General features: G+C 73.0%; 25 protein-coding genes and 1 pseudogene. 16 read left to right on the top strand and 10 right to left on the bottom strand.

The window, feature by feature from the left end; all coding sequences use genetic code 11:
- Positions 1-45 precede the first annotated feature (45 nt).
- The gene (argG, locus tag BMX74_RS35375) at positions 46-1,494 is read right to left on the bottom strand and encodes an argininosuccinate synthase (protein ID WP_055504286.1); all 1,449 of its coding nucleotides are present in this window, start codon (positions 1,492-1,494) and stop codon (positions 46-48) included.
- 111 nt (positions 1,495-1,605) lie between these two features.
- Here argG and BMX74_RS35380 point away from each other — a divergent pair, with 111 nt between their 5' ends.
- Positions 1,606-2,361, top strand: coding sequence for an NUDIX hydrolase (locus BMX74_RS35380; protein ID WP_218154149.1), 756 nt, complete (start codon positions 1,606-1,608; stop codon positions 2,359-2,361).
- Between the two features lie 19 nt (positions 2,362-2,380).
- Here the strand turns inward: BMX74_RS35380 and BMX74_RS44525 are convergent, their stop codons facing one another.
- The 4 genes from BMX74_RS44525 to BMX74_RS35395 all read right to left on the bottom strand — a co-directional run bounded on the left by BMX74_RS44525 (position 2,381) and on the right by BMX74_RS35395 (position 5,538).
- A complete protein-coding gene (locus BMX74_RS44525; protein WP_176573398.1) occupies positions 2,381-2,521 on the bottom strand; it encodes a hypothetical protein in 141 nt (46 codons plus the stop codon).
- Positions 2,522-2,658: 137 nt separating this feature from the next.
- The gene (locus BMX74_RS35385; protein WP_091104906.1) at positions 2,659-3,573 is read right to left on the bottom strand and encodes a hypothetical protein; all 915 of its coding nucleotides are present in this window, start codon (positions 3,571-3,573) and stop codon (positions 2,659-2,661) included.
- 26 nt (positions 3,574-3,599) lie between these two features.
- Positions 3,600-5,024, bottom strand: a complete 1,425-nt coding sequence (locus BMX74_RS35390) for a hypothetical protein (RefSeq protein WP_143078883.1) — start codon at positions 5,022-5,024, stop codon at positions 3,600-3,602.
- Positions 5,025-5,175: 151 nt separating this feature from the next.
- Positions 5,176-5,538 carry a hypothetical protein gene (locus BMX74_RS35395; RefSeq protein ID WP_091104909.1) on the bottom strand — a complete coding sequence of 121 codons (363 nt, stop codon included), beginning with the start codon at positions 5,536-5,538 and terminating at the stop codon, positions 5,176-5,178.
- Positions 5,539-5,649: 111 nt separating this feature from the next.
- On the opposite strand from BMX74_RS35395, the gene BMX74_RS35400 reads away from it, so the two are divergent.
- Complete coding sequence (locus BMX74_RS35400) at positions 5,650-6,132, top strand: hypothetical protein (RefSeq protein ID WP_055504291.1); 483 nt, start codon at positions 5,650-5,652, stop codon at positions 6,130-6,132.
- Positions 6,133-6,155: 23 nt separating this feature from the next.
- On the opposite strand, the gene BMX74_RS35405 is transcribed toward BMX74_RS35400, so the two are convergent.
- Positions 6,156-7,412 (bottom strand): epoxide hydrolase family protein, encoded by a 1,257-nt coding sequence (locus BMX74_RS35405; RefSeq protein WP_055504292.1) that lies wholly within the window; start codon positions 7,410-7,412, stop codon positions 6,156-6,158.
- Between the two features lie 72 nt (positions 7,413-7,484).
- A complete protein-coding gene (locus tag BMX74_RS45990) occupies positions 7,485-7,616 on the bottom strand; it encodes a hypothetical protein (protein WP_256257462.1) in 132 nt (43 codons plus the stop codon).
- 17 nt (positions 7,617-7,633) lie between these two features.
- Here BMX74_RS45990 and BMX74_RS35410 point away from each other — a divergent pair, with 17 nt between their 5' ends.
- On the top strand, positions 7,634-7,819 hold the full coding sequence (locus BMX74_RS35410; RefSeq protein ID WP_091104911.1) for a hypothetical protein: 186 nt from the start codon (positions 7,634-7,636) through the stop codon (positions 7,817-7,819).
- A 21-nt stretch (positions 7,820-7,840) separates the two neighbouring features.
- Here BMX74_RS35410 and BMX74_RS35415 read toward each other — a convergent pair whose 3' ends face one another.
- Entirely contained in the window at positions 7,841-8,434 is a 594-nt protein-coding gene (locus tag BMX74_RS35415; protein WP_055504294.1) for a hypothetical protein, read from the bottom strand.
- A gap of 118 nt (positions 8,435-8,552) precedes the next feature.
- On the opposite strand from BMX74_RS35415, the gene BMX74_RS35420 reads away from it, so the two are divergent.
- The 11 genes and pseudogenes from BMX74_RS35420 to BMX74_RS35470 all read left to right on the top strand — a co-directional run bounded on the left by BMX74_RS35420 (position 8,553) and on the right by BMX74_RS35470 (position 18,318).
- Complete coding sequence (locus BMX74_RS35420) at positions 8,553-9,404, top strand: DUF72 domain-containing protein (RefSeq protein ID WP_091104912.1); 852 nt, start codon at positions 8,553-8,555, stop codon at positions 9,402-9,404.
- A gap of 56 nt (positions 9,405-9,460) precedes the next feature.
- Positions 9,461-10,657, top strand: coding sequence for a cytochrome P450 (locus BMX74_RS35425; protein WP_091104913.1), 1,197 nt, complete (start codon positions 9,461-9,463; stop codon positions 10,655-10,657).
- Positions 10,658-10,812: 155 nt separating this feature from the next.
- A pseudogene (thrS, locus tag BMX74_RS35430) lies at positions 10,813-12,033 on the top strand (threonine--tRNA ligase); the annotation flags it as partial.
- Between the two features lie 82 nt (positions 12,034-12,115).
- Positions 12,116-13,951 (top strand): flavin-containing monooxygenase, encoded by a 1,836-nt coding sequence (locus tag BMX74_RS35435; RefSeq protein ID WP_055504298.1) that lies wholly within the window; start codon positions 12,116-12,118, stop codon positions 13,949-13,951.
- Positions 13,952-13,955: 4 nt separating this feature from the next.
- The gene (locus BMX74_RS35440) at positions 13,956-14,747 is read left to right on the top strand and encodes a maleylpyruvate isomerase family mycothiol-dependent enzyme (protein WP_091104915.1); all 792 of its coding nucleotides are present in this window, start codon (positions 13,956-13,958) and stop codon (positions 14,745-14,747) included.
- Between the two features lie 77 nt (positions 14,748-14,824).
- Positions 14,825-15,478 (top strand): TetR/AcrR family transcriptional regulator, encoded by a 654-nt coding sequence (locus tag BMX74_RS35445; protein ID WP_091104931.1) that lies wholly within the window; start codon positions 14,825-14,827, stop codon positions 15,476-15,478.
- 3 nt (positions 15,479-15,481) lie between these two features.
- On the top strand, positions 15,482-15,901 hold the full coding sequence (locus BMX74_RS35450; protein WP_055504300.1) for an acyl-CoA thioesterase: 420 nt from the start codon (positions 15,482-15,484) through the stop codon (positions 15,899-15,901).
- A gap of 51 nt (positions 15,902-15,952) precedes the next feature.
- Positions 15,953-16,747 (top strand): MBL fold metallo-hydrolase, encoded by a 795-nt coding sequence (locus tag BMX74_RS35455; protein WP_091104917.1) that lies wholly within the window; start codon positions 15,953-15,955, stop codon positions 16,745-16,747.
- Between the two features lie 64 nt (positions 16,748-16,811).
- Positions 16,812-17,384, top strand: a complete 573-nt coding sequence (locus BMX74_RS35460; protein WP_055504302.1) for a PadR family transcriptional regulator — start codon at positions 16,812-16,814, stop codon at positions 17,382-17,384.
- A gap of 131 nt (positions 17,385-17,515) precedes the next feature.
- On the top strand, positions 17,516-17,971 hold the full coding sequence (locus BMX74_RS35465) for an SgcJ/EcaC family oxidoreductase (RefSeq protein WP_091104918.1): 456 nt from the start codon (positions 17,516-17,518) through the stop codon (positions 17,969-17,971).
- The gene (locus tag BMX74_RS35470; RefSeq protein WP_091104920.1) at positions 17,968-18,318 is read left to right on the top strand and encodes a hypothetical protein; all 351 of its coding nucleotides are present in this window, start codon (positions 17,968-17,970) and stop codon (positions 18,316-18,318) included. The genes BMX74_RS35465 and BMX74_RS35470 overlap by 4 nt, the downstream gene beginning before the upstream one ends.
- On the opposite strand, the gene BMX74_RS35475 is transcribed toward BMX74_RS35470, so the two are convergent.
- Positions 18,315-19,685: an ATP-binding protein gene (locus tag BMX74_RS35475; protein ID WP_091104922.1), complete on the bottom strand. Its 1,371-nt coding sequence runs from the start codon at positions 19,683-19,685 to the stop codon at positions 18,315-18,317. The two genes, BMX74_RS35470 and BMX74_RS35475, sit on opposite strands and share 4 nt — an antisense overlap.
- 152 nt (positions 19,686-19,837) lie before the next feature.
- Positions 19,838-20,509, bottom strand: a complete 672-nt coding sequence (locus BMX74_RS35480) for a response regulator transcription factor (protein ID WP_055504305.1) — start codon at positions 20,507-20,509, stop codon at positions 19,838-19,840.
- 123 nt (positions 20,510-20,632) lie between these two features.
- Here BMX74_RS35480 and BMX74_RS35485 point away from each other — a divergent pair, with 123 nt between their 5' ends.
- Both BMX74_RS35485 and BMX74_RS35490 read left to right on the top strand, forming a co-directional pair.
- On the top strand, positions 20,633-21,013 hold the full coding sequence (locus BMX74_RS35485) for a hypothetical protein (protein ID WP_091104923.1): 381 nt from the start codon (positions 20,633-20,635) through the stop codon (positions 21,011-21,013).
- Between the two features lie 107 nt (positions 21,014-21,120).
- Positions 21,121-21,357 (top strand): leucine zipper domain-containing protein (locus tag BMX74_RS35490; protein WP_143078884.1); only part of this gene is annotated, 237 nt, incomplete at its 3' end.

A 21,357-nucleotide genomic window follows, 5' to 3' on the forward strand; every position in this document is an offset into this window, starting at 1 on the left:
TCTCACGGCCTTCGTAGCGGAATGCCGGCCGGTGCCGGGGCCGGGTCAGTCGGTGCCGGCCTCCATGGCGGCGTGGTCGAGGAGTTCGTCCTCGGTGGTGACCTCGCCGCGGGAGGCGATCGCCTCGGCGCCGCCCTCGGACATCGCGCCGATCAGGCCGGTCGAGGCCGCCTGCGCGGCGCCCACGAGCGTCGCCTGCGGGTTGCCGACCATGCCGATCCTGGCGTACTGCTCCAGCTTGGAGCGCGAGTCGGCGATGTCGAGGTTGCGCATGGTGAGCTGGCCGATGCGGTCGACGGGGCCGAAGGCGGAGTCCTCGGTGCGCTCCATCGACAGCTTGTCGGGGTGGTAGCTGAACGCGGGCCCGGACGTGTCGAGGATCGAGTAGTCCTCGCCGCGCCGCAGCCGCAGTGTCACCTGGCCGGTGACGGCGGTGCCGACCCAGCGCTGCAGCGACTCGCGCAGCATCAGCGCCTGCGGGTCGAGCCAGCGGCCCTCGTACAGCAGCCTGCCGAGGCGGCGGCCCTCGTTGTGGTAGCTGGCGAGGGTGTCCTCGTTGTGGATGGCGTTGACCAGCCGCTCGTACGCGGCGTGCAGCAGCGCCATGCCGGGCGCCTCGTAGATGCCGCGGCTCTTGGCCTCGATGATGCGGTTCTCGATCTGGTCGGACATGCCCATGCCGTGGCGCCCGCCGATGGTGTTGGCCTCCAGCACGAGGTCGACGGGGGAGGCGAACTCCTTGCCGTTGATCGTGACCGGGCGGCCCTGCTCGAAGCCGATCGTGACGTCCTCGGGCGTGATCTCGACGTCCTGGTCCCAGAACCGCACGCCCATGATCGGCTCGACGATCTCGATGCCGGTGTCGAGGTGTTCGAGCGACTTGGCCTCGTGGGTCGCGCCCCAGATGTTGGCGTCGGTGGAGTACGCCTTCTCCGTGCTGTCGCGGTAGGGCAGCGAGCGGGCGAGCAGCCACTCGGACATCTCCTTGCGCCCGCCGAGCTCGTGGACGAAGTCGGCGTCCAGCCACGGCTTGTAGATGCGCAGGGAGGGGTTGGCGAGCAGGCCGTAACGGTAGAACCGCTCGATGTCGTTGCCCTTGAAGGTGGAGCCGTCGCCCCAGATCTGGACGCCGTCCTCGAGCATCGCGCGCACCAGCAGGGTGCCGGTGACGGCGCGGCCGAGCGGGGTGGTGTTGAAGTACGTGCGGCCGCCGGAGCGGATGTGGAACGCCCCGCAGGCCAGGGCGGCCAGCCCCTCCTCCACGAGCGCGGCCCGGCAGTCGACCAGGCGGGCGACCTCGGCGCCGTAGGCCTTGGCACGGCCGGGCACCGAGGCGATGTCGGGCTCGTCGTACTGGCCGACGTCGGCGGTGTAGGTGCACGGCACTGCACCCTTCTCGCGCATCCACGCGACCGCTACCGACGTGTCGAGGCCGCCGGAGAAGGCGATGCCGACACGTTCACCGACAGGCAGGGAGGTGAGTACCTTAGACACGAGTAGAAGTATATACATAGCGATGCATGACCATGCAAGACGGGGTGGCCGTGGGCCCCGGACCTCGTGTTTCGGTTGCCGGGGCAGTCCCGGTCCGCCAGCATGAGGCAGGTGACCGACCCGCGAACCGCCGGCCCGCGACTCCTGGAGGTCCGCCGGATCCGCCTCGTCGAGGTCGCGCCGCCCAGCCCGTCCCCCGAGGAGCGGCAGGCCATGGACCGCGTGTGGGAGGAGTCCGTCCGGGCGAACCCGAGCCTCTTCGACGGGCCCGTGGTGGCCTGCGCCGGGCTGGAATGGGAACAACCGCGGCACGCGGTCATCCACTGGGCGCGGACGACGTTCCGGACGTTCGCGCTGCGCCGCGTCCCGGGCGCCACCTCATGGCTGCCCGGCCTCTTCGTCTCCGTCGTACAGCCCGCCGACGACGGACGCCTGCTGGTCGGCCGCATGGCGCCGACGACCGCCACGCCCGGACGCTGGCAGTTCCCCGGCGGAGGCGTCGAACCGCCAGGCGCCCGCGAAGCCCTCGACCTGGCCGCGCTGCGCCGCAACGCCGCCCGCGAACTGCTGGAGGAGACCGGCGTCCAGGCCGCGCCCGACGACCTCACGCCGTGGCTGGTCACCCACGGGAAACGGGGGAGCGTCGGCGTCCTGTTCGTCGCGCCGCCGCGTCCCGGGTCGCTGCTGCGCGACCGGTACGCCGCCGTCGTCGCCTCCGAGACGGCCCTCGGCCGCGACCCCGAACTCGACCGCATCGCGTTCGTCGGCTCGCCGGAGGAGGCCGCGGGCCTGGGCGGGCGGCCCGTCGACTACCTGGAGCCGGTCGTCACGCGGTACGCGGCCGCGACACACCGGGGATCGCCGTGAACCCCGGGAGGGAACCGGCTCAGAACTCGGGCTGACCCTCGTCCGCGCGGTGGACGTTCGTCCAGGTGGCGCCGCAGCCGCAGCGGTACTCCTCGACCAGGTCGCCGTCCTCGGTGACGGCCAGGCCGTGGTTGACGCGGACGTGGACGTGCATGCTCATGGGCCTTCCTTCGCGGCTCGTACGGGAGCGCCCCGGGGGCACGGGCGAAGCGGGGAGCCGCGCGCCGTTCCAGGAGTTCGCGCAGCTCACAGGGGTAGCGCCCAGCGTACCCGCGCCGTCTCGCTGCCCGGTCCCGCTCACGACAGGAGACCGAGGACGCCCGCGGGCGGGAGGCGGCGGGCGATGGCCTCGTCGAGCCGCAGGACGACCGGGCACTCACCCAGCCCGACGTACGCCTCCGCCCCGCCCGGGTCCAGCACGGCGAACCTGGCGTGCCCCCGGGGGCAGCGGCCCGGCCGCGTGCCGTCGAGGGCGGCGAGCAGGGCACGCAGCCGGTCGCCCGTGAGCACGTACGAGGACTGGAGCCTGCCGGTCGGGAGCCGCGAGCCGGCTGACCTGCCCCGGGTCTCGCGCGTCGCCCGGTAGACGCACACCCGCAGGCCGTCCGGCGGCGGGTCCCACACGGGGACGGGGCGCCGTCCCCAGGGGACCAGGTCGCTCGACCGCGCGAGCCGGAGGACGTCGACGCGACGCCGGGCGCAACCGGCCCTGAAGTCCTCCTCGCTCTCGACCAGCTGGACCGGCTGCACCCCCTCGACCCGGAACGTCAGGCGCCGGACGGCCTCCGGCACCGGCTGGTACGGGCCCCCGCACCAGCCGGTGGGCACCAGGGGGAGCACCGCCCTGCCGGAGGAGTCCACGACGACGAAGTAGTCGAGGGAGAAGCCCATGAGGGTGCAGGCCGCGGGGAACAACGGCCGCTCGGACGGCCGGCGCAACGCCGCCACCAGGTCGCCGGCGGGCCCGTCCGCGCGTTCCTGGATCACGGCCTCCCAGAGTCCGCGTCCCGGCAGGTAACGGGTCACGGGGCGGCAGCGGACGACGTACGCGGCGACGAACCCCTCGGGCAGCGGCCGCCGGGGCGACTCCGCCCGGCCGGCCGCGGACGTCCGGGGGCAGGACGCCGTCACCGACCGGCCAGGCTCGGACGTCCACCGCGCCATGCCGTCACCCCCGCCGAGAACGACCACGACGAGCACGGCGAGAACCACCCGGAGAGATCGCACGGCCTGCCGTCTCACGCCTTGCCGCGGTTCGCCCCGAGACCGGCCGGGGCGAGCCCGCTCGGGCAGGCGAGGGCCACGATCGCCGCCGCGAGCACGGGCAGCGCGGCGAGGACGGCGATCCACCCCCAGGGAGTCTCGAACGGCGCCCGTGGGGGTGCTTCCCAGCCGCTCGACGTCGTCATGGGCCAGCGCAGGAGCAGGCCGGTGACGCATCCGGCGACCGTTCCCATCACTGATCCGCAGGCCGCGCCGAGCACCGCCCGGGAGGCGGCGAGCAACCGCAGGGTGGCCGCCGATCCGCCGGCGATCCGCCGCAGGACGCGGTCCGAGCCTGCCCAGCGCATCGCCGCCAGCGCGCCGAGGAGGGCGATGAACATGAGCGTCCCGACCGGGAACAGCCACCAGGTCGAAGCCTGGAAGTCCTGCTCCAGACCGACGGAGAAGGCCTCGCCCAGGCGGCCTTCGAGCCGTTCCTGATCGGCCTGCGTCGCGCGGTGCACGGCAGGGTCGATGATCAGCTCAAGCGGGTCGACGGCGATGCCGAGGTCGTGCATGATCTTCGCGGGGACGAAGACCTCGTGGATGCGCGGATCGGCGGGCCTGACCGTGACGGCGGGGAAGGTCGCGTACGAAGGCGAACCGCCGGGGTCGGAGGAGTCCCGCCGGATCCGCACGGAGCCGCTGTTCTCGCCGTCCGCGGTGACGACGACCACGACACCCTCGTCGTACCGGGCCGGCGGGGCGCCGGTGAGGTAGCGCAGCAGCGCCTGGTCGCCGACGAAGGGAGCGGAGACGGACGAGGAGTCGAGCTCGACGCTGACCCGTTCCCTGGGGAGGCCCCTCTCCACGACGGGCACGCCGGGCAACCGCTGCTCGACCGCCGCCCGCACCGACGCCACCTCGGCGGGGCCGAACTCGCCCACGACGAGCGCCCCCGGCACCGCCTCGGGCACGTAGCGCGCCCGGTCCTGTGCCGTCGTCGCGGCCGAGACGATCGTGACCGTGACGGCGATGGCGGTCGCGGTCACGGTCGTGGTGACGGCGAGCGCGGCGCGCACCGTGCCGGCCGCCAGGTGGCGGGCCGCCGGCCGGAACGGCGACGGCAGCCGCGCGGCCTGCCGCCCGAGCAGCCCCAGTAGCCAGGGGACGGCGGGCCCCAGCCCGAGGACCAGCAGCCCGCCGCCCGCCATGGCGGCAAGCGCGGTCATCGCCGAGCCGAAGTCGTCGTAGTGCTGGTCCTCGGCCGTGGACGACGCCGCGAACGCCAGCACCGCCAGGCCGGCCGCCGCCGACGCCGCGCCCACGCGCGCGTACCGACGACGCACCCGTCCGTGCCGGCGGCGCGGGGCCGACAGCGCCGCGAGCACGACCGAGCAGCACGCCAGCGCAAGCGGAATCTGCAGCAACACCATGAGGACCACGACCCCTACGAGCACGGGCACATGCTAGGGAGCAATACAGCCCATCGCAGGAGAACAACGACGAAACCCCGCGGCCGAGGTCCTCACGTCATTCCCGTGCAGAACGTGGCCGCGGCGACAGGGTCCTACGGAGTCCTGCGGCGTTCTACCGGATTCCGGCCGCCGGTCATCTGCAGCGGAGGTCGAAGCCGGCTGGGGTGCCGTCGTAGAGTTCCACGATGGCGACGTCGGCGCTGAAACCCCCGAAGGTGTACGCCGAGCGTTTCGACGGTTCGGGCATCCAGACCGTGATGCTGGGCCGGCCTCCCTCCACGCCTTCGATCTTCGCCTTGTCGTAGTACGCGGTGAGTTCCGGCCCGGTGAGGCTGGTGCTCAGGGTGAAGCGGGCCCGGTAGTCGCAGTGGTTGCCGTTGCCGCGCAGCGCGATGCCGATCGCGGGCAGGAGCATCACGAATACGCGGCCGCCGTTCTGACTGCGCCAGAACGCGGGCTCCGGCTCCGCCGGAGGGGCGGTGGGGACGGTCTCCATGGGCACCACCGGGGGTCGGCCGACGTGGGAGTGCCATCGTGGAGGACGACGTGATCATGGGGCAAGTCCGGGTGTCTTCCCGTCGGCGACCACGCGGTTTACGTTGGGCGGGTGGAGACTTCCGAGCAAGCCCGCGAGATCGCGGCGGAGCCGGGTCCTGACCGCGGGTGGCTGTGGACCGCCGGGCAGATCGTCGCCGCCGGAGTGGTGGGCGGCATCCTCAGCTCCGGCGTCGTCGGCGTCCTCGTGTTCTTCCTCATGACGGGGCCGGTGGTCCTCCTCGCCGCCCTGGCGTTCGCGATCGGCGCCCTCGTGGTGGTGGCGTACGTGACGCAGGGGGGTTCGCCGCTGACCGGGGCCCCGGGCGGCAGGGTGCTGTGGGCGGTGGGCGTGCTGGTCCTGGGCCTGGTCAACCTGGCCGTCGGCGCAACCGTGGTCTCCAAGGCCGGGCTGCACGTCGGCACGGACACCGTGTGGGGGTGGCTGCTCAGCGGGCTGCCGTTCGCGCTGGCGGCCGGGGTCTGGGCGGGACGATGGACGTCGGTCGTCTCCCTCGCCCTGACCGTCGCCCTGGTCGTCGCGGGCTGCACCTGACGCCCGTCCCGTCCTGGAAGGGCTCAGCGGCGGCCTCGGAAGGTGCGTCTGAGGTCTTCGACCCACTCGTCCGGGATCTCCCAGGGGATGAAGTGGCCGCCGCGGCCGTGCGCGGTGAGGTTCACGAGGTTGTACCAGGGGGCGCGGTCGCTGTCGAGGAAGTGCTGGACGCGCCGGTCGGTGGTGACGCCCGGCGGGTTTTCGTAGCCGACCAACGTGATGCCCGTAGGCGCCTCGACCACCGGCCACCGGTCGTGCGACGGGGTCCACGGGTAGCGGTTGTTGTTGGCGTACGTGCGGATCGAGGTCCCGATCGTGTTCGTGACCCAGAAGATCATGGCGTGGGTTAGCAGGTCGTCCTTGGTGAAGACGCTCTCGATGTCGCCGCCGTCGTCGCTCCAGTTCACCCAGCGTTCGAGAATCCAGGCGAGCATCCCGGCGGGGGAGTCCGACAGCCCGTACGCGAGCGTGCTGGGCGCGAGGACGTGCGCGGCGAGGTGCACGGCGAACCGCTTCTCCAGCGCGACGAGCTGCGCGTGGACGTCGGCGGGCAGGCCCTCGGGGATGGGGCGGCCTGCGCTGAGGTCCCAGGCGCGGTCGCCGTTGAACAGGGTGAGCTTCTGGCCTGAGCCGATGTGGATGGCGTGCAGCTCGTCGGCGTACTTGTGCCCGAGCTGGCCCGTGACGAGCGCCCCGACGTCGCAGCCCGCGGCGGCGTACCTGTCGTGGCCGAGGACGTCCCGCATGAGGGTGTGCCAGAGGTCGGCGACCTTCCAGAAGTTCATGCCGGGGTTGCCTGGCAGCGGCGAGGAGAAGCCGAAGCCGGGGAAGGAGGGGACGATCACGTCGAACGCCTCAGCCGGGTCGCCGCCGTACGCGGCCGGGTCGGCCAGCGGGTCGACGACCTTGGACCAGTGCCAGAACGTCCAGGGCCAGCCGTGCGTGAGGATCAGCGGCGTCGGGTCGGGGCCGGCGCCGGGCCTGCGCATGAAGTGCACGGGCACGCCGCCGACCGTGACGCGGTAGTGCTCGTAGGCGTTGATCGCAGCCTCGGCCTTGCGCCAGTCGTAGCCGGTACGCCAGTAGTCGACGAGTTCTTGCAGGTAGGCGCGGTTCACGCCGTAGTGCCAGTCGTCGTTGCCCGCGTCGTCGGGCCAGCGCGTCAGCGCCAGGCGCCGACGGAGGTCGTCCAGCGCCTCGTCTGGGACGTGGATGGGCTCCGGCTCCAGCGGGAACGGCCGGGGCCCGGCGCCGTACGACGGGGTGCTCGCGTCGGTCATCGTCGCCTCCTGCGGCTGGCGTTGCCGGATCAACCTATCCGTTCCACCGCACAAGCCGATCGGCAGGGTGCCTCACCACGTACTGGTGCGGTCGATCAGGTCCCAGACGGTGACCGGGCGCAGCGTTGGCAGGACGGCCAGCAGTTCCTTCTCGGGCATCGTGTCGCTGCCGACCTCCACGAGGGCGTCGCCGCGCGTCGCCACGACCGCCGTGCTTCGGCGTGCTCACCATCAGGCAGCACGCCGTGCTCGGCCTGGTGCACGGCTGCGGCCTGACCAGGCGCCTGTTCGGCCCAACGCCGAAGCGGCAGGTCGAGCGGCTGGTCGCCGCGGAATGGGCGGGCAGGGCGGTGGAGGCGTACGTCGAGGACACGACCAGGGACACGGGGGTGACCGGCGGGGCGTAGCCCCGGGCTCTCGTGCCGGGCTCAGAGCTTGCCGTCGAGGAGGACGACGCGGTGGCCGTGCAGGCGCGCGGTGAGGTCGGAGACGAAGCCGGGCCGCAGCGGCGGCCAGTTCCAGAACGTGAAGCCGAGGTGCCCGAACGCGAAGTAGTCGTCCTCCCACCGCCACGCCGCGGGCGCGACGGGCCGCGCGCAGGACGGGCACGCGAGCACGACGTCGCGCCCCTCGGCCCAGCCGTGGACGACCTCGCGGAACGGCGCCCACGCCGCGTCGAGCAGCTCGAAGCAGTCGTCGACGAGGACGACCGAGGCGGAGCAGTGGGGGCAGGAGACGGCGGTCGGGTCGCCCTGCCCGCCGTCGAAGACCGTGCGCCCGGTGAGGACGGACACCCCGCCCGACCAGGAGCCGGGCCAGTCGGGGCTCCAGCCGGAGGCGTCGGCCACCTCGGCGGCGCGCGGACCGGGCGGGTGGCCGAGCTCGGCGTCGAGGACGCACGGCGTGCGCTCGGGCGCCGCCACCCCGGACCCGACCAGCCACTCCCGGACCTCCGCCGCCAGGGCCTCGGCCTCCTCGGACGTCGCCTCGACGTCCACGATCGTCTGGAACCAGTCACCCACGGGTGCCTCCTCGCCTGTCGCCGTAAGACGCCGTGAACCCTACGGACCGCCACCGACAATCCGCCCTGCGTGGATCACGCGGTCCGAAGCGGCGAACCCGTCGTATAGCGTCGGCGGCATGCGGCTTCATGTGGGGTGCGCGATGTGGGCGCACGCGGCGTGGCAGGGGCGGTTCCTCCCTCATCCGCTGCCTCAGGGGGAGCGGCTGCGCGCGTACGCGAGTTGGTGCGACGCGGTGGAGGGCAACACGACGTTCTACGCGACACCGTTGAGGAGCACGGTGGAGTCGTGGGCGGCGCAGACGGGCGAGGACTTCCGCTTCGTCGTCAAGCTGCCCAAGCCGATCACCCACGAGCGGCGGCTGGCGAACGCGGGGGAGGAGCTGCGCTCGTTCCTGGACACGATGGAGCCGCTGGGGCCGCGGATCCACGCGCTGTGGATCCAGCTCCCGGCGTCGTTCGGGCCGTCGGACGTGGGCACGCTGGCGGGTTTCCTGCGCGGCCTGCCGGCGTCGCACCGGTATGCCGTGGAGGTGCGCCACCGGGCGTTCTTCGCGGAGGAGCGGGCGGCACGGCTGCTGGAAGGGGTGCTGGCGCGGGCGGGCGCCGAGTGGGTGCCGTTCGACACGGTGACGCTGTTCGCGAGCCCGCCGACGAGCGACGCCGAGCGCGACGCCTGGGTGAAGAAGCCGCGCGTGCCGCGCAGGACGGCGGCGCTCACCGACCGCCCGATCGTCCGCTACCTCGGCAGGGACGACACGGAGCGCACGGTGGAGGGCTGGCGGCCGTGGGCGGACGTGGTGGCGGGCTGGCTGAGGGAGGGGCGTTCGCCGACGGTGTTCGTCCACACGCCGGACAACGCCGACGCGCCCGCGCTCGCCCGGCGCTTCCACGACGAGGTGAGGGCCCTGGTACCGGGCCTGGAGGCGCTGCCGGAGCCGGTCCCGGCCGAGCCGCCCACCCTGTTCTGAGCAGGCGCCCGGTTCCGGATCTTGTTGAGCGGCCGTCCTGAGGCGACGATGGGCGGATGGATCGACAGGCCTTCTACCGCGACCCGTACCCCGTCTACGCCGAGGCCCGCAGGGCCCCCGGGCTCACCTTCGTGCCGGAGCTGGACGCCTGGCTGGTCAGCAGGCGCGAGGACGTGCGCGAGGTGCTGAGCAGCCCGGACGTCTTCTCGTCGGCGGGCGCGATGCGCCCCGACCATGTCCCCGGCCCGGCCGCCCTCGCGGAGCTGGCCAAGGGGTGCGGCGGCGTGCAGGCGGTCCTTACGGCCGACGGCGACGCGCACAGGCGGCTGCGTCGGCCTCTCACCAGGGCGCTGTCCCCGGCCAGGGTGGCGGCGACCCTGCCGTTCGTGAGGGAGCGCGCGGAGGCGCTCGTCGCGGGGTTCGCGGCGGACGGGCGGGTCGAGTGGATGTCGGCCTACGCCGAACCGCTGCCCGCGGCGGTGGCCGGGCGCCTGCTGGGCCTCGACCCGGAGGACACGCCGGGCGCGGTGCGGGCGGCGCGGCGCGCGGAGGAGTTGCTGTTCACCGAGCTGGACGAGGAGGGGCAGGTCGCGGCCGCCAGGGAGGTGGTGGGCCTGCAGCACCTGCTCGACGCGTACGCGAGGGCCCGCAGGAGCGACCCGCGCGACGACCTGGTCACGGACATGGTGCGCGACTTCGCTCCCGGCGACGGCGAACTCACGCCCGACCAGCGCAGGGAGATCGTCTCGAACCTGGAGAACGCCCTGCTGGCCGGGCACCTGACCACGACGGCGCTGCTCGGCGTGGTCGTGCTCGACCTGCTGCGCGACCGGCGCCAGTGGGAGCTGCTGTGCGAGCGTCCGGAGCTGGTGCCGGCGGCGATCGAGGAGGCGGCGCGGTTCGAGGCGCCGGTCCAGGGCTTCCGGCGCACGGTGCGCCGCCCGGTGCGGGTGGGCGGCACCGAGCTGGGCGAGGGCGACGTGGTCTTCGTGTCGTACGCGTCGGCGGGACGCGACGCGGAGGCGGAGAGCCGTCCCGACGAGTTCGACATCACCCGTCCTGCCTCCCGCCACCTGTCGTTCGGGCTCGGCCCGCACGGCTGCCCGGGCACGCACCTGGCGAAGGAGCAGGTACGGATCACCCTGGAGCTCCTGCTGCGCGAGCTGCCCGGCCTGCGCCTGGCCGACCAGGAGGTGGTGATGGCGCCCACGCTCATCCACCGCTCGCCGGAGGCGCTGCATCTGGAGTGGTGACGCCGCGCGGTGCTAGGGTCGGGGCATGCAGCGCGCTCACGTGACGACGACGCCGGAGACCGTCCCGGCGCGCTGACCTTTGTCGTAGGAAGCCCCGGGGCGAGTGCCCCGGGGCTTTCGCTTGCGGTCACTCGCCCTACGGACGCGAGGAGACCGCCATGCACGACCACCGCAAGCTCGGCCGTGAGCTGGGCCTGTTCGACACCGACCCGCTGATCGGCTCGGGGCTGCCGTACTGGCTGCCCGACGGCGCCGTCGTCAGGCACACCCTGGAGGAGTACATCAGGGCCGCGGAGCGCGAGGCCGGGTACCGGCACGTGTACTCGCCGGTCCTGGGCAAACGGGAGCTGTACGAGATCTCGGGCCACTGGTCGCACTACCAGGACGACATGTTCCCGCCGATGGACCTGGGCGGCGAGCAGGTCGTCCTGCGGCCGAGCCTGTGCCCGCACCACGCGCTGATCTACCGGTCCCGCGCGCACAGCTACAGGGAGCTGCCGTTGCGCATCGCCGAGCTGGGCGGGATGTACCGCTCCGAGCTGTCGGGCGTGCTCGGCGGCCTGACCAGGGTGCGGGCCATCCAGCTGAACGACGCGCACATCTTCTGCACCGTCGAGCAGGTGGAGGAGGAGGCGCGGGGCGCGCTGGAGCTGATCCGCCGCGCGTACGCGGCGCTCGGCATCACCCCGGTCCGCTACCGGCTGTCGCTGCCGGGGCCGGGCGGCAAGTACGTCGCGGCGCCGGAGATGTGGCGGCGCGCAGGCGAGCTGCTGACCGAGGTGCTCGACCGGTCGGGCCTGCCGTACGAGGCGGCGGAGGGCGAGGCCGCGTTCTACGGCCCCAAGATCGACGTCCAGGTGGCCGACGGGGCGGGCAGGGAGTCGACCCTGTCCACCGTGCAGGTGGACTTCCACCAGCCGGAGCAGTTCGACCTGCACTACATCGGGGCCGACGGCGCCAGGCACCGCCCCGTCATGGTGCACCGCAGCATCATCGGCAGCGTGGAGCGGGCGGTCGCGCACCTGATCGAGCAGCACGGCGGCGCCTTCCCCGCCTGGCTGGCCCCGACCCAGGTCGTGGTGCTGCCGGTCTCGGAGGAGGAGCTGCCGGAGGCGGCGGCGTTCGCGGGCCGGTGCTCGGGGCTGGGGCTGCGGGCGGAGGTCGCCGGGCCGGAGCGCGGCAGCCTGGGCGCCCGGATCAGGGAGGCGCGGCTGGTGCCGTACCAGGTGGTGATCGGCGCGAAGGAGGCGGCGTCGGGGGACGTGGCGCTGCGGCTGCGCGACGGGCGCCGCCTGGACCCGATGCCGGGGCCGGAGGCGCTGACCCGTGTCACCGCGCTGGTCGCCGCGCGCGGCACCGAGCTGTGGCCGGCCTGAGGGGCGCGGGACGCGGGGCGGCTTGCCGCGGCGATTTCCGAATGGCATTCTGAAATCGTCGGACGAGACCCGCGGAGCGCGCATGACCGGGACGAACCGCCTGAACCGCCCTCCCCTCGACAAGGACGCCCTGCGCCGCAAGTACGCGGAGGAGCGTGACAAGCGGCTGCGTCCCGACGGCAACGCCCAGTACCTCAGGCTCACCGGCCGCTTCGCCCCCTACCTCCACGACCCGTACACGCCGCGGACGGAGCGGCCGCCGAGGACCGACCACGTCACCGTGGCGTTCGTCGGCGGCGGCTTCGCCGGGCTGGTCACCGGCGCCCGGCTCAAGGAGGCGGGCGTCGAGGACGTGCGCGTCGTCGAGAAGGGCGGCGACTTCGGCGGCACCTGGTACTGGAACCGCTACCCGGGCGCACAGTGCGATACCGCGTCGTACGTGTACATGCCGCTCCTGGAGGAGACCGGCCACATGCCGACCGAGAAGTACGCGCACGCGCCCGAGATCCTGGAGCACTGCCGCCGCATCGGCCGCCACTACGGGCTCTACGACGACGCGCTGTTCCACACCGAGGTCACCGCGCTGGAGTGGGACGCGGCCCGGTCGCGGTGGATCGTCCGCACCGACCGCGGCGACAGCTTCACGGCCTCGTTCGTCGGCATGGGCATCGGCCCGCTGCACGTCCCGAAACTGCCCGGCATCCCCGGCATCGAGGACTTCGCGGGACACGCCTTCCACACCAGCCGCTGGGACTACGCCTACACCGGCGGCGACCCGTCCGGCGCGCCCATGGACCGCCTCTCCGGCAGGCGGGTGGCCGTCATCGGCACCGGCGCCACCGCCGTGCAGTGCGTGCCGCACCTCGCCCGCGCCTGCAAGGAGCTGTACGTCTTCCAGCGCACCCCGTCGTCGGTGGACGTGCGGGACAACCGCCCCACCGACCCCGAGTGGTTCGCCTCCATCGCCACCCCGGGCTGGCAGCAGCGCTGGCTGGAGAACTTCACCGCCAACCAGACCGGCGAGCTGCCCGACGAGGACCTCGTGATGGACGGCTGGACCGACATCGCCAGACGGCTGCGCGCCAGGATCGCCGCCATCCCGCAGGAGGAGCTGACGCCCGAGCGGATGATGGAGGCGTACGAGGAGTGCGACTTCGAGAAGATGGAGGAGATCCGCGCCCGGGTGGACGCCCTGGTCGAGGACGCCGAGACGGCGCGTGGGCTCAAGGCGTGGTACCGCCAGCTCTGCAAGCGACCGTGCTTCCACGACGAGTACCTCCAGGCGTTCAACCTGCCGAACACGCACCTCGTCGACACCGGCGGCAGGGGCGTCGAGCGGATCACCAGCACGGGCGTGGTCGCGGCGGGCGCCGAGTACGAGGTGGACTGCGTGATCTACGCGTCGGGCTTCGAGGTGGGCACCGGCTTCACCAGGCGCTCCGGTTACGACATGACCGGCCGCGACGGCGTCAGGCTGTCGGAGCGCTGGGCTCAGGGCATGCGGACGCTGCACGGCGTCCACGTCCACGGCTTCCCGAACGCCTTCCTCGTCCAGCCGACCCAGGGCGCGAACCTCATCTCCAACATCCCCCACAACCTGACCGAGGCGGCCAGGACGATCGCCGTCACCGTCCGGCACGCGCTCGACCACGGCTACGCCGAGGTGGAGGCCACCCGCGAGGCGGAGGAGGCGTGGGTGGAGCTGCTGCGGTCCGGCCCGGGGAGGCTGATCGGCGGGCCCGACTGCACGCCGGGCTACTACAACAACGAGGGTCAGGAGCCGGGCCCGTGGGACTGGCTCAACACCGGCTACCCGTACGGCGCCACGGCCTACTTCGCCCACATGGACCGCTGGCGCCGCTCGGGGACGTTCGAGGGGCTGGACTTTCGCGAGGGGCCCTGCCGCGTGGCAGATTGAGATCATGGACTACGTCGCCTGGTTCCATCGTGAGGTCGCGGCGGTCGAGGCCGCGGCGTTGAGCGTGACGGGGACGGCGCCCGAGGTGCCGTCCTGCCCGGGGTGGTCGGTCTCCGACCTGCTCGTCCATCTCGGAGGGGTGCACCGGTGGCTGGCCGAGATCATCAGGGGCCGCCTCACCGAGCCGCCCGGCCACACCGACGTGTCCGTCCTGGCGCTGCCCGCCGACACCGAGGGCTGGCCGAGGCCGGAGAGCGCCCCCAACCTGGCGCCGGTGCCCGGCGGCCTGGTCACCTGGTTCGCCGAGGGCGCGGCGGCGCTGGAGTCGCTGTTCGCCGCGACCGACCCGGGCCTGCGGGTCTGGACCTGGTCGCAGGAGCAGAGCGTGGGCTTCTGGGCCCGGATGCAGGCGATCGAGGCGGCCGTGCACCGCTGGGACGCCCAGAACGCGCTGGGCGCCGCCGAGCCGGTGGGGCCGGAGCTCGCGGCCGACGCCGTCGAGCAGACGTTCACCGTCATGGCGCCAGCGCGGCGGGCCTGGCGGCAGGCGCCGCCAGGCGAGGGCGAGCGGTACGCCTTCCGCAGCACCGACCGCCCTGGGCGGTGGCTGGTCCGGTTCGACGGCGACGAGGTGCTCCTGACCGGGAGCCCTGACCTCCCCGCCGACGTCGAGGCGGCCGGCACCGTCTCCGACCTCATGCTGTTCCTCTGGGGCCGGGTCCCCGCCGACCGGCTGCAGGTGACGGGCGACAGCTCGCTCCTCGACCGCTACTTCACGCTCGTCCCGCCACTCTGACGAGCCCGGCCTGGGACCGGCGCCTGTCGAGGGGCCCAACTTTAAGAACGATCGGTCGTTCAGATATGCTCGTCGGCATGACGGCGACCAAGGAGGACGGCCGCAGGGCGCGCGGGCAGCGCAGCCGCGAGGTGATCCTCGCCCAGGCGGTGGCGCTGGCCTCGGTGCACGGCCTCGACGGGCTGACGCTGGGCCGGCTCGCGGAGGCGGCTGGAGTCAGCAAGTCCGGGTTCTTCGCGCACTGGCGCGACAAGGAGGAGCTGCAGCTCGACGCCATCGCGTGGGCGCACAGGCAGTGGGTCGACCTGATCGTCAGACCCGCGCTGCTGGAGCCCGCCGGCCTGCGCCGGCTGCTCGCGCTGCACGAGCACCGCATCCGCTTCTACACCGACGGGATCCTGCCGGGCGGCTGCTTCTTCTTCGCCGCCCAGGTCGAGTACGACGACAGGTCCGGCCCGGTCAGGGAGGCCGTCGCCCGCGCCCTGTCCGACTGGCTGGCCTTCCTCGAACGCCTCGTCGCCGAGGCCGTCGCGCTGGGCGAGCTGCCGGAGGGCACCGACACCGCCCAGCTCGCGTACGAGATCGACGCCCTCGGCGAGACCTCCGTCACCCACGCCCGCCTGCTCCGGCACGGCGACGACGAGCCGCGCGCCTACGCCATGGCGCGCAGGGCCGTGCTCCACCGGCTGCGCGGCCTGGCCACCGACCCCTCACTGCTTCCGGAAGGCTGAACGTTGACCGAGACGCGTCCCGTGCAGGTCCACTTCGACGACCTCGACGCCATGGGCCTGCTGCACAACTCCCGCTACGCCCTGCTGGTGGAGCGTGCGATCTCCGCCTTCTGGGCGGACCAGGGGTGGAACTTCGACCCCGCGATCTCCCGCTTCAAGGACGTCTTCATGGCGGTGCGCGAGTTCAAGATCACCTATCACGCGCCGATCGTGGGGGCGGGCGAGGTGCTGGTCGACTTCTGGATGGACCGCATGGGTCGCACCAGCGGCGTGTACGGCTTCCGCGTCCTGTCGTCCGACCGGGCGACCGTCCACGCCGAGGGGTACCGCGTGAACGTCAACCTCGACCCCTCCACGTTCCGCCCGGCCCCGTTCACCGACGAGATCCGCGTCGCCGCCGAGCCCCTCCTCGCCGCCGGTTAGCCCCTGACGACAGTGCCGGGGGATGGGGGTTGAAAAGTAGGGTTTCATCCCATGGATGAGCTGTGGCAGGAGGTCGGTGACCGCGTCTACGTCCGGCGGCACGAGTCGTTCGACATGAACGTGGGGCTGGTCGTGGGCGAGGAGCACTGCCTGGTGATCGACACCGGCACCTCGCACCGGGAGGGGGCCGACCTGATCGACGCGATCAGGAAGATCACCGGCAGCCCCTGGACCGTGGTCAACACCCATTCCCACTTCGACCACTACTTCGGCAACGCGCTGTTCCGTCCCGCCGAGATCTGGGGGCACGTCCGGTGCGCCGAGGAGATCGAGGAGTACGGCGAGCTTCACCGGGCCGACGTGCTCGGGCGGCTGCCCGACCGGCGCGCCGAGCTGGAGGAGGTCTCGATCGTGCCGCCCGACCAGACGTTCGCCGTCTCCGCCCACCTGGAGATCGGCGGTCGCCCGGTGCTGCTGCGGCACTTCGGCCTCGGCCACAGCAGCAACGACATCGTGGTCCACGTCCAGGACGCGGGCGTGGTGTTCGCCGGCGACCTCGTGGAGGAGGGCGCGCCGCCCGCGTTCGGCGACTCGTACCCGCTCGACTGGCCGGTGACGACGGCCGCCATGCTGGCGGAGCTGCCCGAGCCGGTGTTCGTGCCGGGGCACGGCGCGGTGGTGGACCGCGCGTTCGTGGCGGCGCAGCAGGAGGAGCTCGCCGCCGTGGCCGAGCTGGCGCGGCGGGCCCACGTCGAGGGGCTGCGCGACCTGATCCGGCGCTTCCCTTACCCCGAGGACGTGACCCGCCAGGCCATCACACGGGCCTTCCTCCAGCTCGACGCCTGACGTCTCTGGACAAGGGGCTCCCGCGTATGCCTATAGTGCATTCTGCACTATTGAAGGAGGCATCATGGCGCGGCGCCACGACCTGGTGGGGCTCACCGTGCTCGCCCTGCTCACGGTCCGCGCCTCCCACCCGTACGAGCTGCACCGGATGATCGTCGAGACGCACAAGGACTACGTCACCGGCCTGCCGCGCAGCCTCTACCACGCCGTCGAACGCCTGGCCGGGGACGAGCTGATCGTCCCCACCATGACCGGACGCGAGGGCCGCAGGCCCGAGCGCACCGTCTACGAGATCACCGACGAGGGCCGCAGGGAGCTGACCACCCGGCTGCGGCACCTGCTGGAAACCCCCGACACCGACCGGCGCGGCTTCACCGCCGCCGTCTCGCTGATCGGCTGCCTCCCCGAGGACGAGGCGCGCCGCGCCCTGCGCACCCGCGCCGCCACGCTGGAAGGCTCGATCGCCGGGACGCGGGCCCACATCAGGGCCATGGCCGACAGCGGCCTGCCCGCGGTGCTCATGCTGGAGGTCGAGTACGCGCAGGCGCTCTGCGCCGCCGAACTCGACTGGATCACGAACCTGCTCGACCGCCTCGACCGGGGCGGCATCGACTGGCCGACCACCGCCCCCGCCTGAACCCGCGGGGCGGGGCGGAAAGGGCCGCCGGGATGCGCCAACACCCCGGCGGCCGACATCCGAACAAGGCGCCTGCCCTGCCCGGACCGCATCCCCAGGATAGGCGCCGCGACCCCAGAGGGAGCCGTGGCATGTCAGAGACAGCGATCAGGAACCTGCTCGCCCGCATGACCGAGACCTGGAACGCCGGCGACTCCGCCGCGTACGCCGGCCTGTTCACCGACGACGCCGACTACATCACCTTCTTCGGCCTGCGCCTGACCGGCAGGCAGGCGATCGAGGAGGTGCACCGCGGCGTCCTCGCGGCCGGGATCAGGCTGGCCGGCGACGGTGCCGGCGACGGCGGCGACGGCGGCGAGACCCGCATCCGCCTGCTCACCGACGACGTCGGCCTGGTGGTGTCGGGCGGGAGCTCGTCGGTCAACGGCGAGCCCGCCCCCGGCCGTGCCTCCGTCGTCACCATGACCGCGCTGCGCACGCCGGACGGCTGGCGCTTCGCCTCGTTCCAGAACACCCGCGTCACCCGCGTCCCCACGCCTCCGGCGGACGGGCGTCCCAGCCAGGACACCCGGGCGGGCCAGGCGTGAAGGCGCGACTCGTCACCGAGGTGGCCGGGATCGTCGAGGCCTCCGTGGAGCAGGTCTGGCAGGTGCTCGCCGGCGCGCCCGCAGAGCAGGGAACCACCGTCGAGCCCGACCGGCACACCATCACCCACCAAGGCGGGTGGTGGTACCGGGGGGAGTGGACGCTGTCGCCCCACCCCGACGGGACGCGGGTCGTCCACCGCGTGTACGACGTGGCCGAGAGCATGCGCTGGTGCGTCCGCCCGGCCAACCGGTTCTTCATCGGGTTCCGCGAACGTACCAGGGAAGGGTTCGCCGCGCGGCTCGGCGTGATCGCGCGGCGGCTCGGCTGCGCCTGCCGCGTGACCTAGCCGCGCGCGCCGCCTGAGCGGCCCTCGCAGGCAAGGGGGAGTGACGCGGTGAAGCCGCCGTCACCGCACACCAGCGTCCCCCCGTGCAGCAGGGCGATGTCCCGCGCGATCGGCAGGCCCAGACCGGCGCCGCCGGCGTCCCTCGCGCGGGCCTCGTCCAGCCGGGTGAACCGGTCGAAGACCGCCTCCCGGTGCTCAGGGGGGACACCCGGCCCGTCGTCCAGCACGTCGAGCACCGCCCGGTCCCCGTCAGCCCGCACCCGCACCCGTACGACGCCGGCGGCGTGCCGTGCCGCGTTGTCCGTCAGGTTGGTGACGAGCCGGTCCAGGTGCGCCCGCGAGCCTCTCACCACGACGTCCGGCTGGACGTCCAGGTCGAGCCGGACGTCCGGCCGCCGCCTGGAGCGCAACGCCGCCTCCGCGGCCACCTGGCCGAGGTCCAGCTCGCCCGTCCGCAGCGGCTCGCCGGCGTCCAGGCGGGCCAGCAGGAGCAGGTCGGCGGCGAGCGACTGCAGGCGTTCGACGTCCGCGAGCGCCTCCCTGGTCAGCTCGCTCGGCCGCGCCAGCTCCAGCCTGGCCCGCAGCGTCGCGATCGGGCTGCGCAGCTCGTGGGCGGCGTCGGCGACGAACCGCTTGTGCGTCTCCACGGCCGTCTCCAGGCGGTCCAGCGTGGCGTTCACGGTGACGGCGAGCCCGGAGATCTCGTCGGACGAGCGCGGCACGGGCACCCGCTGGTGCAGGTCCCTGGCCGTGATGTCGGCGACCTTCGCCCTGATCGCGGCCACCGGCGCCAGCGCCCGGCCCACCGACAGCCAGGTCATGCCCGCGACGACGGCGAGCAGCGCCGGCACGCCGGGCAGCAGCGCGGTCGTGAGCGTCGTCAGTGCCTCGTCGGCGGAGGCCAGCGACGCCCTGGCCCACACCTTGGCGGGGCCGATCGGCGTCGTCACCTCCTTGTTCGCCACGACGTACTTGCCCGGCTCCGCCCAGGCGTCGTCCGCGCCCGTCATCTGGACCTCGGTCAGCCGGACGTCCGTGTCGGGCACGGTGTCGGGCGCGGTGTCGGGCGCGGTGTGGGGCGCGGTGTCGGGGACCGTGCCCGACACCGCGTGGGGGGTCGTGTCCGACACGGAGGCGGGCCCGGTGCCGGCGGCCGGCTCGCCCGCCCTCTGCCTGATCACGAGCTGGGCCGTCGTCCCTGGCACGGCGGTGGCCAGGCGCCGCGCCGCCTCCGCGTCCGCGCTGCTCACCAGGCTGCCCCTGAGCACCGCGAAGAGGGCCGCCGCCGCGATGCCCAGCGCCACCGCCACGACCAGCGTCGCCGCCACCGTGGCCCGCAGCCGCACCGACGCCGCATGCCCTCTCACGCCGCCTCCAGCCAGAGGTTCCGGCGCGTGCCGTGTCACGCCGCCTCCAGCCGGTCGTTCCGGCGTGTGCCGCGTCACGCCGTCTCCAGCCGGTCGTTCCGGCGTGTGCCGTGTCACGCCGCCTCCAGCCGGTCGTTCCGGCGTGTGCCGCGTCACGCCGCCTCCAGCCGGTAGCCGGCCCCGCGCACCGTCACCAGCGTCGTCCTGCCGAACGGCACGTCGATCTTGCGGCGCAGCGCGCTGACGTAGACCTCGACGATGTTCGGGTCGCCGTCGTAGGAGAAGTCCCACGCCTGCCCCAGCAGCTCGCTCTTCGACACCACCTCGCCCGCCCTGCGGGCCAGCGCGTGCAGCACGGCGAACTCCTTCGGAGTCAGCGCGATCTCCGACTCCCCCCGACGGCAGCGCAGCCCGGCCGGGTCGAGCACCAGGTCGCCGACGCTGATCGACACCGGCCGCTCGCGGCCGCCCCGCCGCACCAGCGCGCGCAGGCGCGCCAGCAGCACCACGTACGAGAAGGGCTTGGCCAGGTAGTCGTCGGCGCCGTTGTCCAGCGCCTCGGCCTCGTCGTAGACGCCGTCCTTGGCGGTGAGCATCATGATCGGCGTCCACACCCCGGCGTCGCGCAGCCGGGCGCAGACGGCGTAGCCGTTCAGCCTGGGCAGCATCACGTCCAGCACGATCACGTCGTACGCGTTCTCCACGGCCATCCACAGGCCGTCGCGCCCGTCGTACGCCAGGTCCACCGCGAAACCCTCGCCGGTCAGCCCGCCCTTGACCAGCTCCGCCAGCCGCCGCTCGTCCTCCACCAGTAGCACTCGCACGGCCCCAGCGTGCCGCAGTGAACCTAAAGCCAACCTGAAGATCATTTCGGCTCTCTTCAGCGCCGCTTCAGGTGCCCCCCGACACCCTCGGAGCATCCGGTTCGGACCTACGAAGGAGAATCCATGCTCAAGCGACGTCTCGCGATGATCGGCGTGGCCGGCGCGCTCGCGTTCGCGACCCTCACCGGCTCCGCGTTCGCCGCCACCCCGGCGCCCGACCCCGTCAAGGTCGTCTGCAGGACCCCGGACGGCAAGGTCGTCTCGCTCACGAAGGTCGGGCGGGCCAAGCTGGCGAAGGCCCACGTCGTAGCCGAGAGGGTGGGCCCCGTGGACGCCGTCGCCACGGTGCCCGGCGGCGAGAAGGGCGAGGCCGAGGTCACGATCGAGGACGACGAGTCGGTCGAGGCGGTGCCCGCCCTCCCCGCGATCCCGGGCAAGCACGCCCACAAGGTCAAGATCAAGGGCGGCAAGCACGTCACGATCGCCTGCCTGAGAAAGCGCTAGATGTACTTGGCCAAGATCTTGGTGACACGTGGCCTGAGATAATTGATCATGAAGAAGACCTCCGGGCGTAGTGGAGTTGCCGACTTCACCACCGCACGGAGGTCTTGATGGGTCACGCTAACGCTCGACTGACGTTTCATGGCAGATGCCTGCTGGTTCGTCGTGTCGTGTTCGACGGACGCCCGGTCGCGCACGTCGCCGCCGAACTGGGCATCTCCCGTCAGTGCGGGCACCGCTGGGTACGCCGGTTCCGGGCCGAGGGCTGGGACGGCCTGCACGAACGGCGCAGCGGCCCCCGCTCCTGCCCCCGCCGCACCCCGGCCGACATCGAGCAGCAGGTCCTG

Source organism: Nonomuraea pusilla (genome assembly GCF_900109355.1).
Lineage (GTDB): Bacteria > Actinomycetota > Actinomycetes > Streptosporangiales > Streptosporangiaceae > Nonomuraea > Nonomuraea pusilla.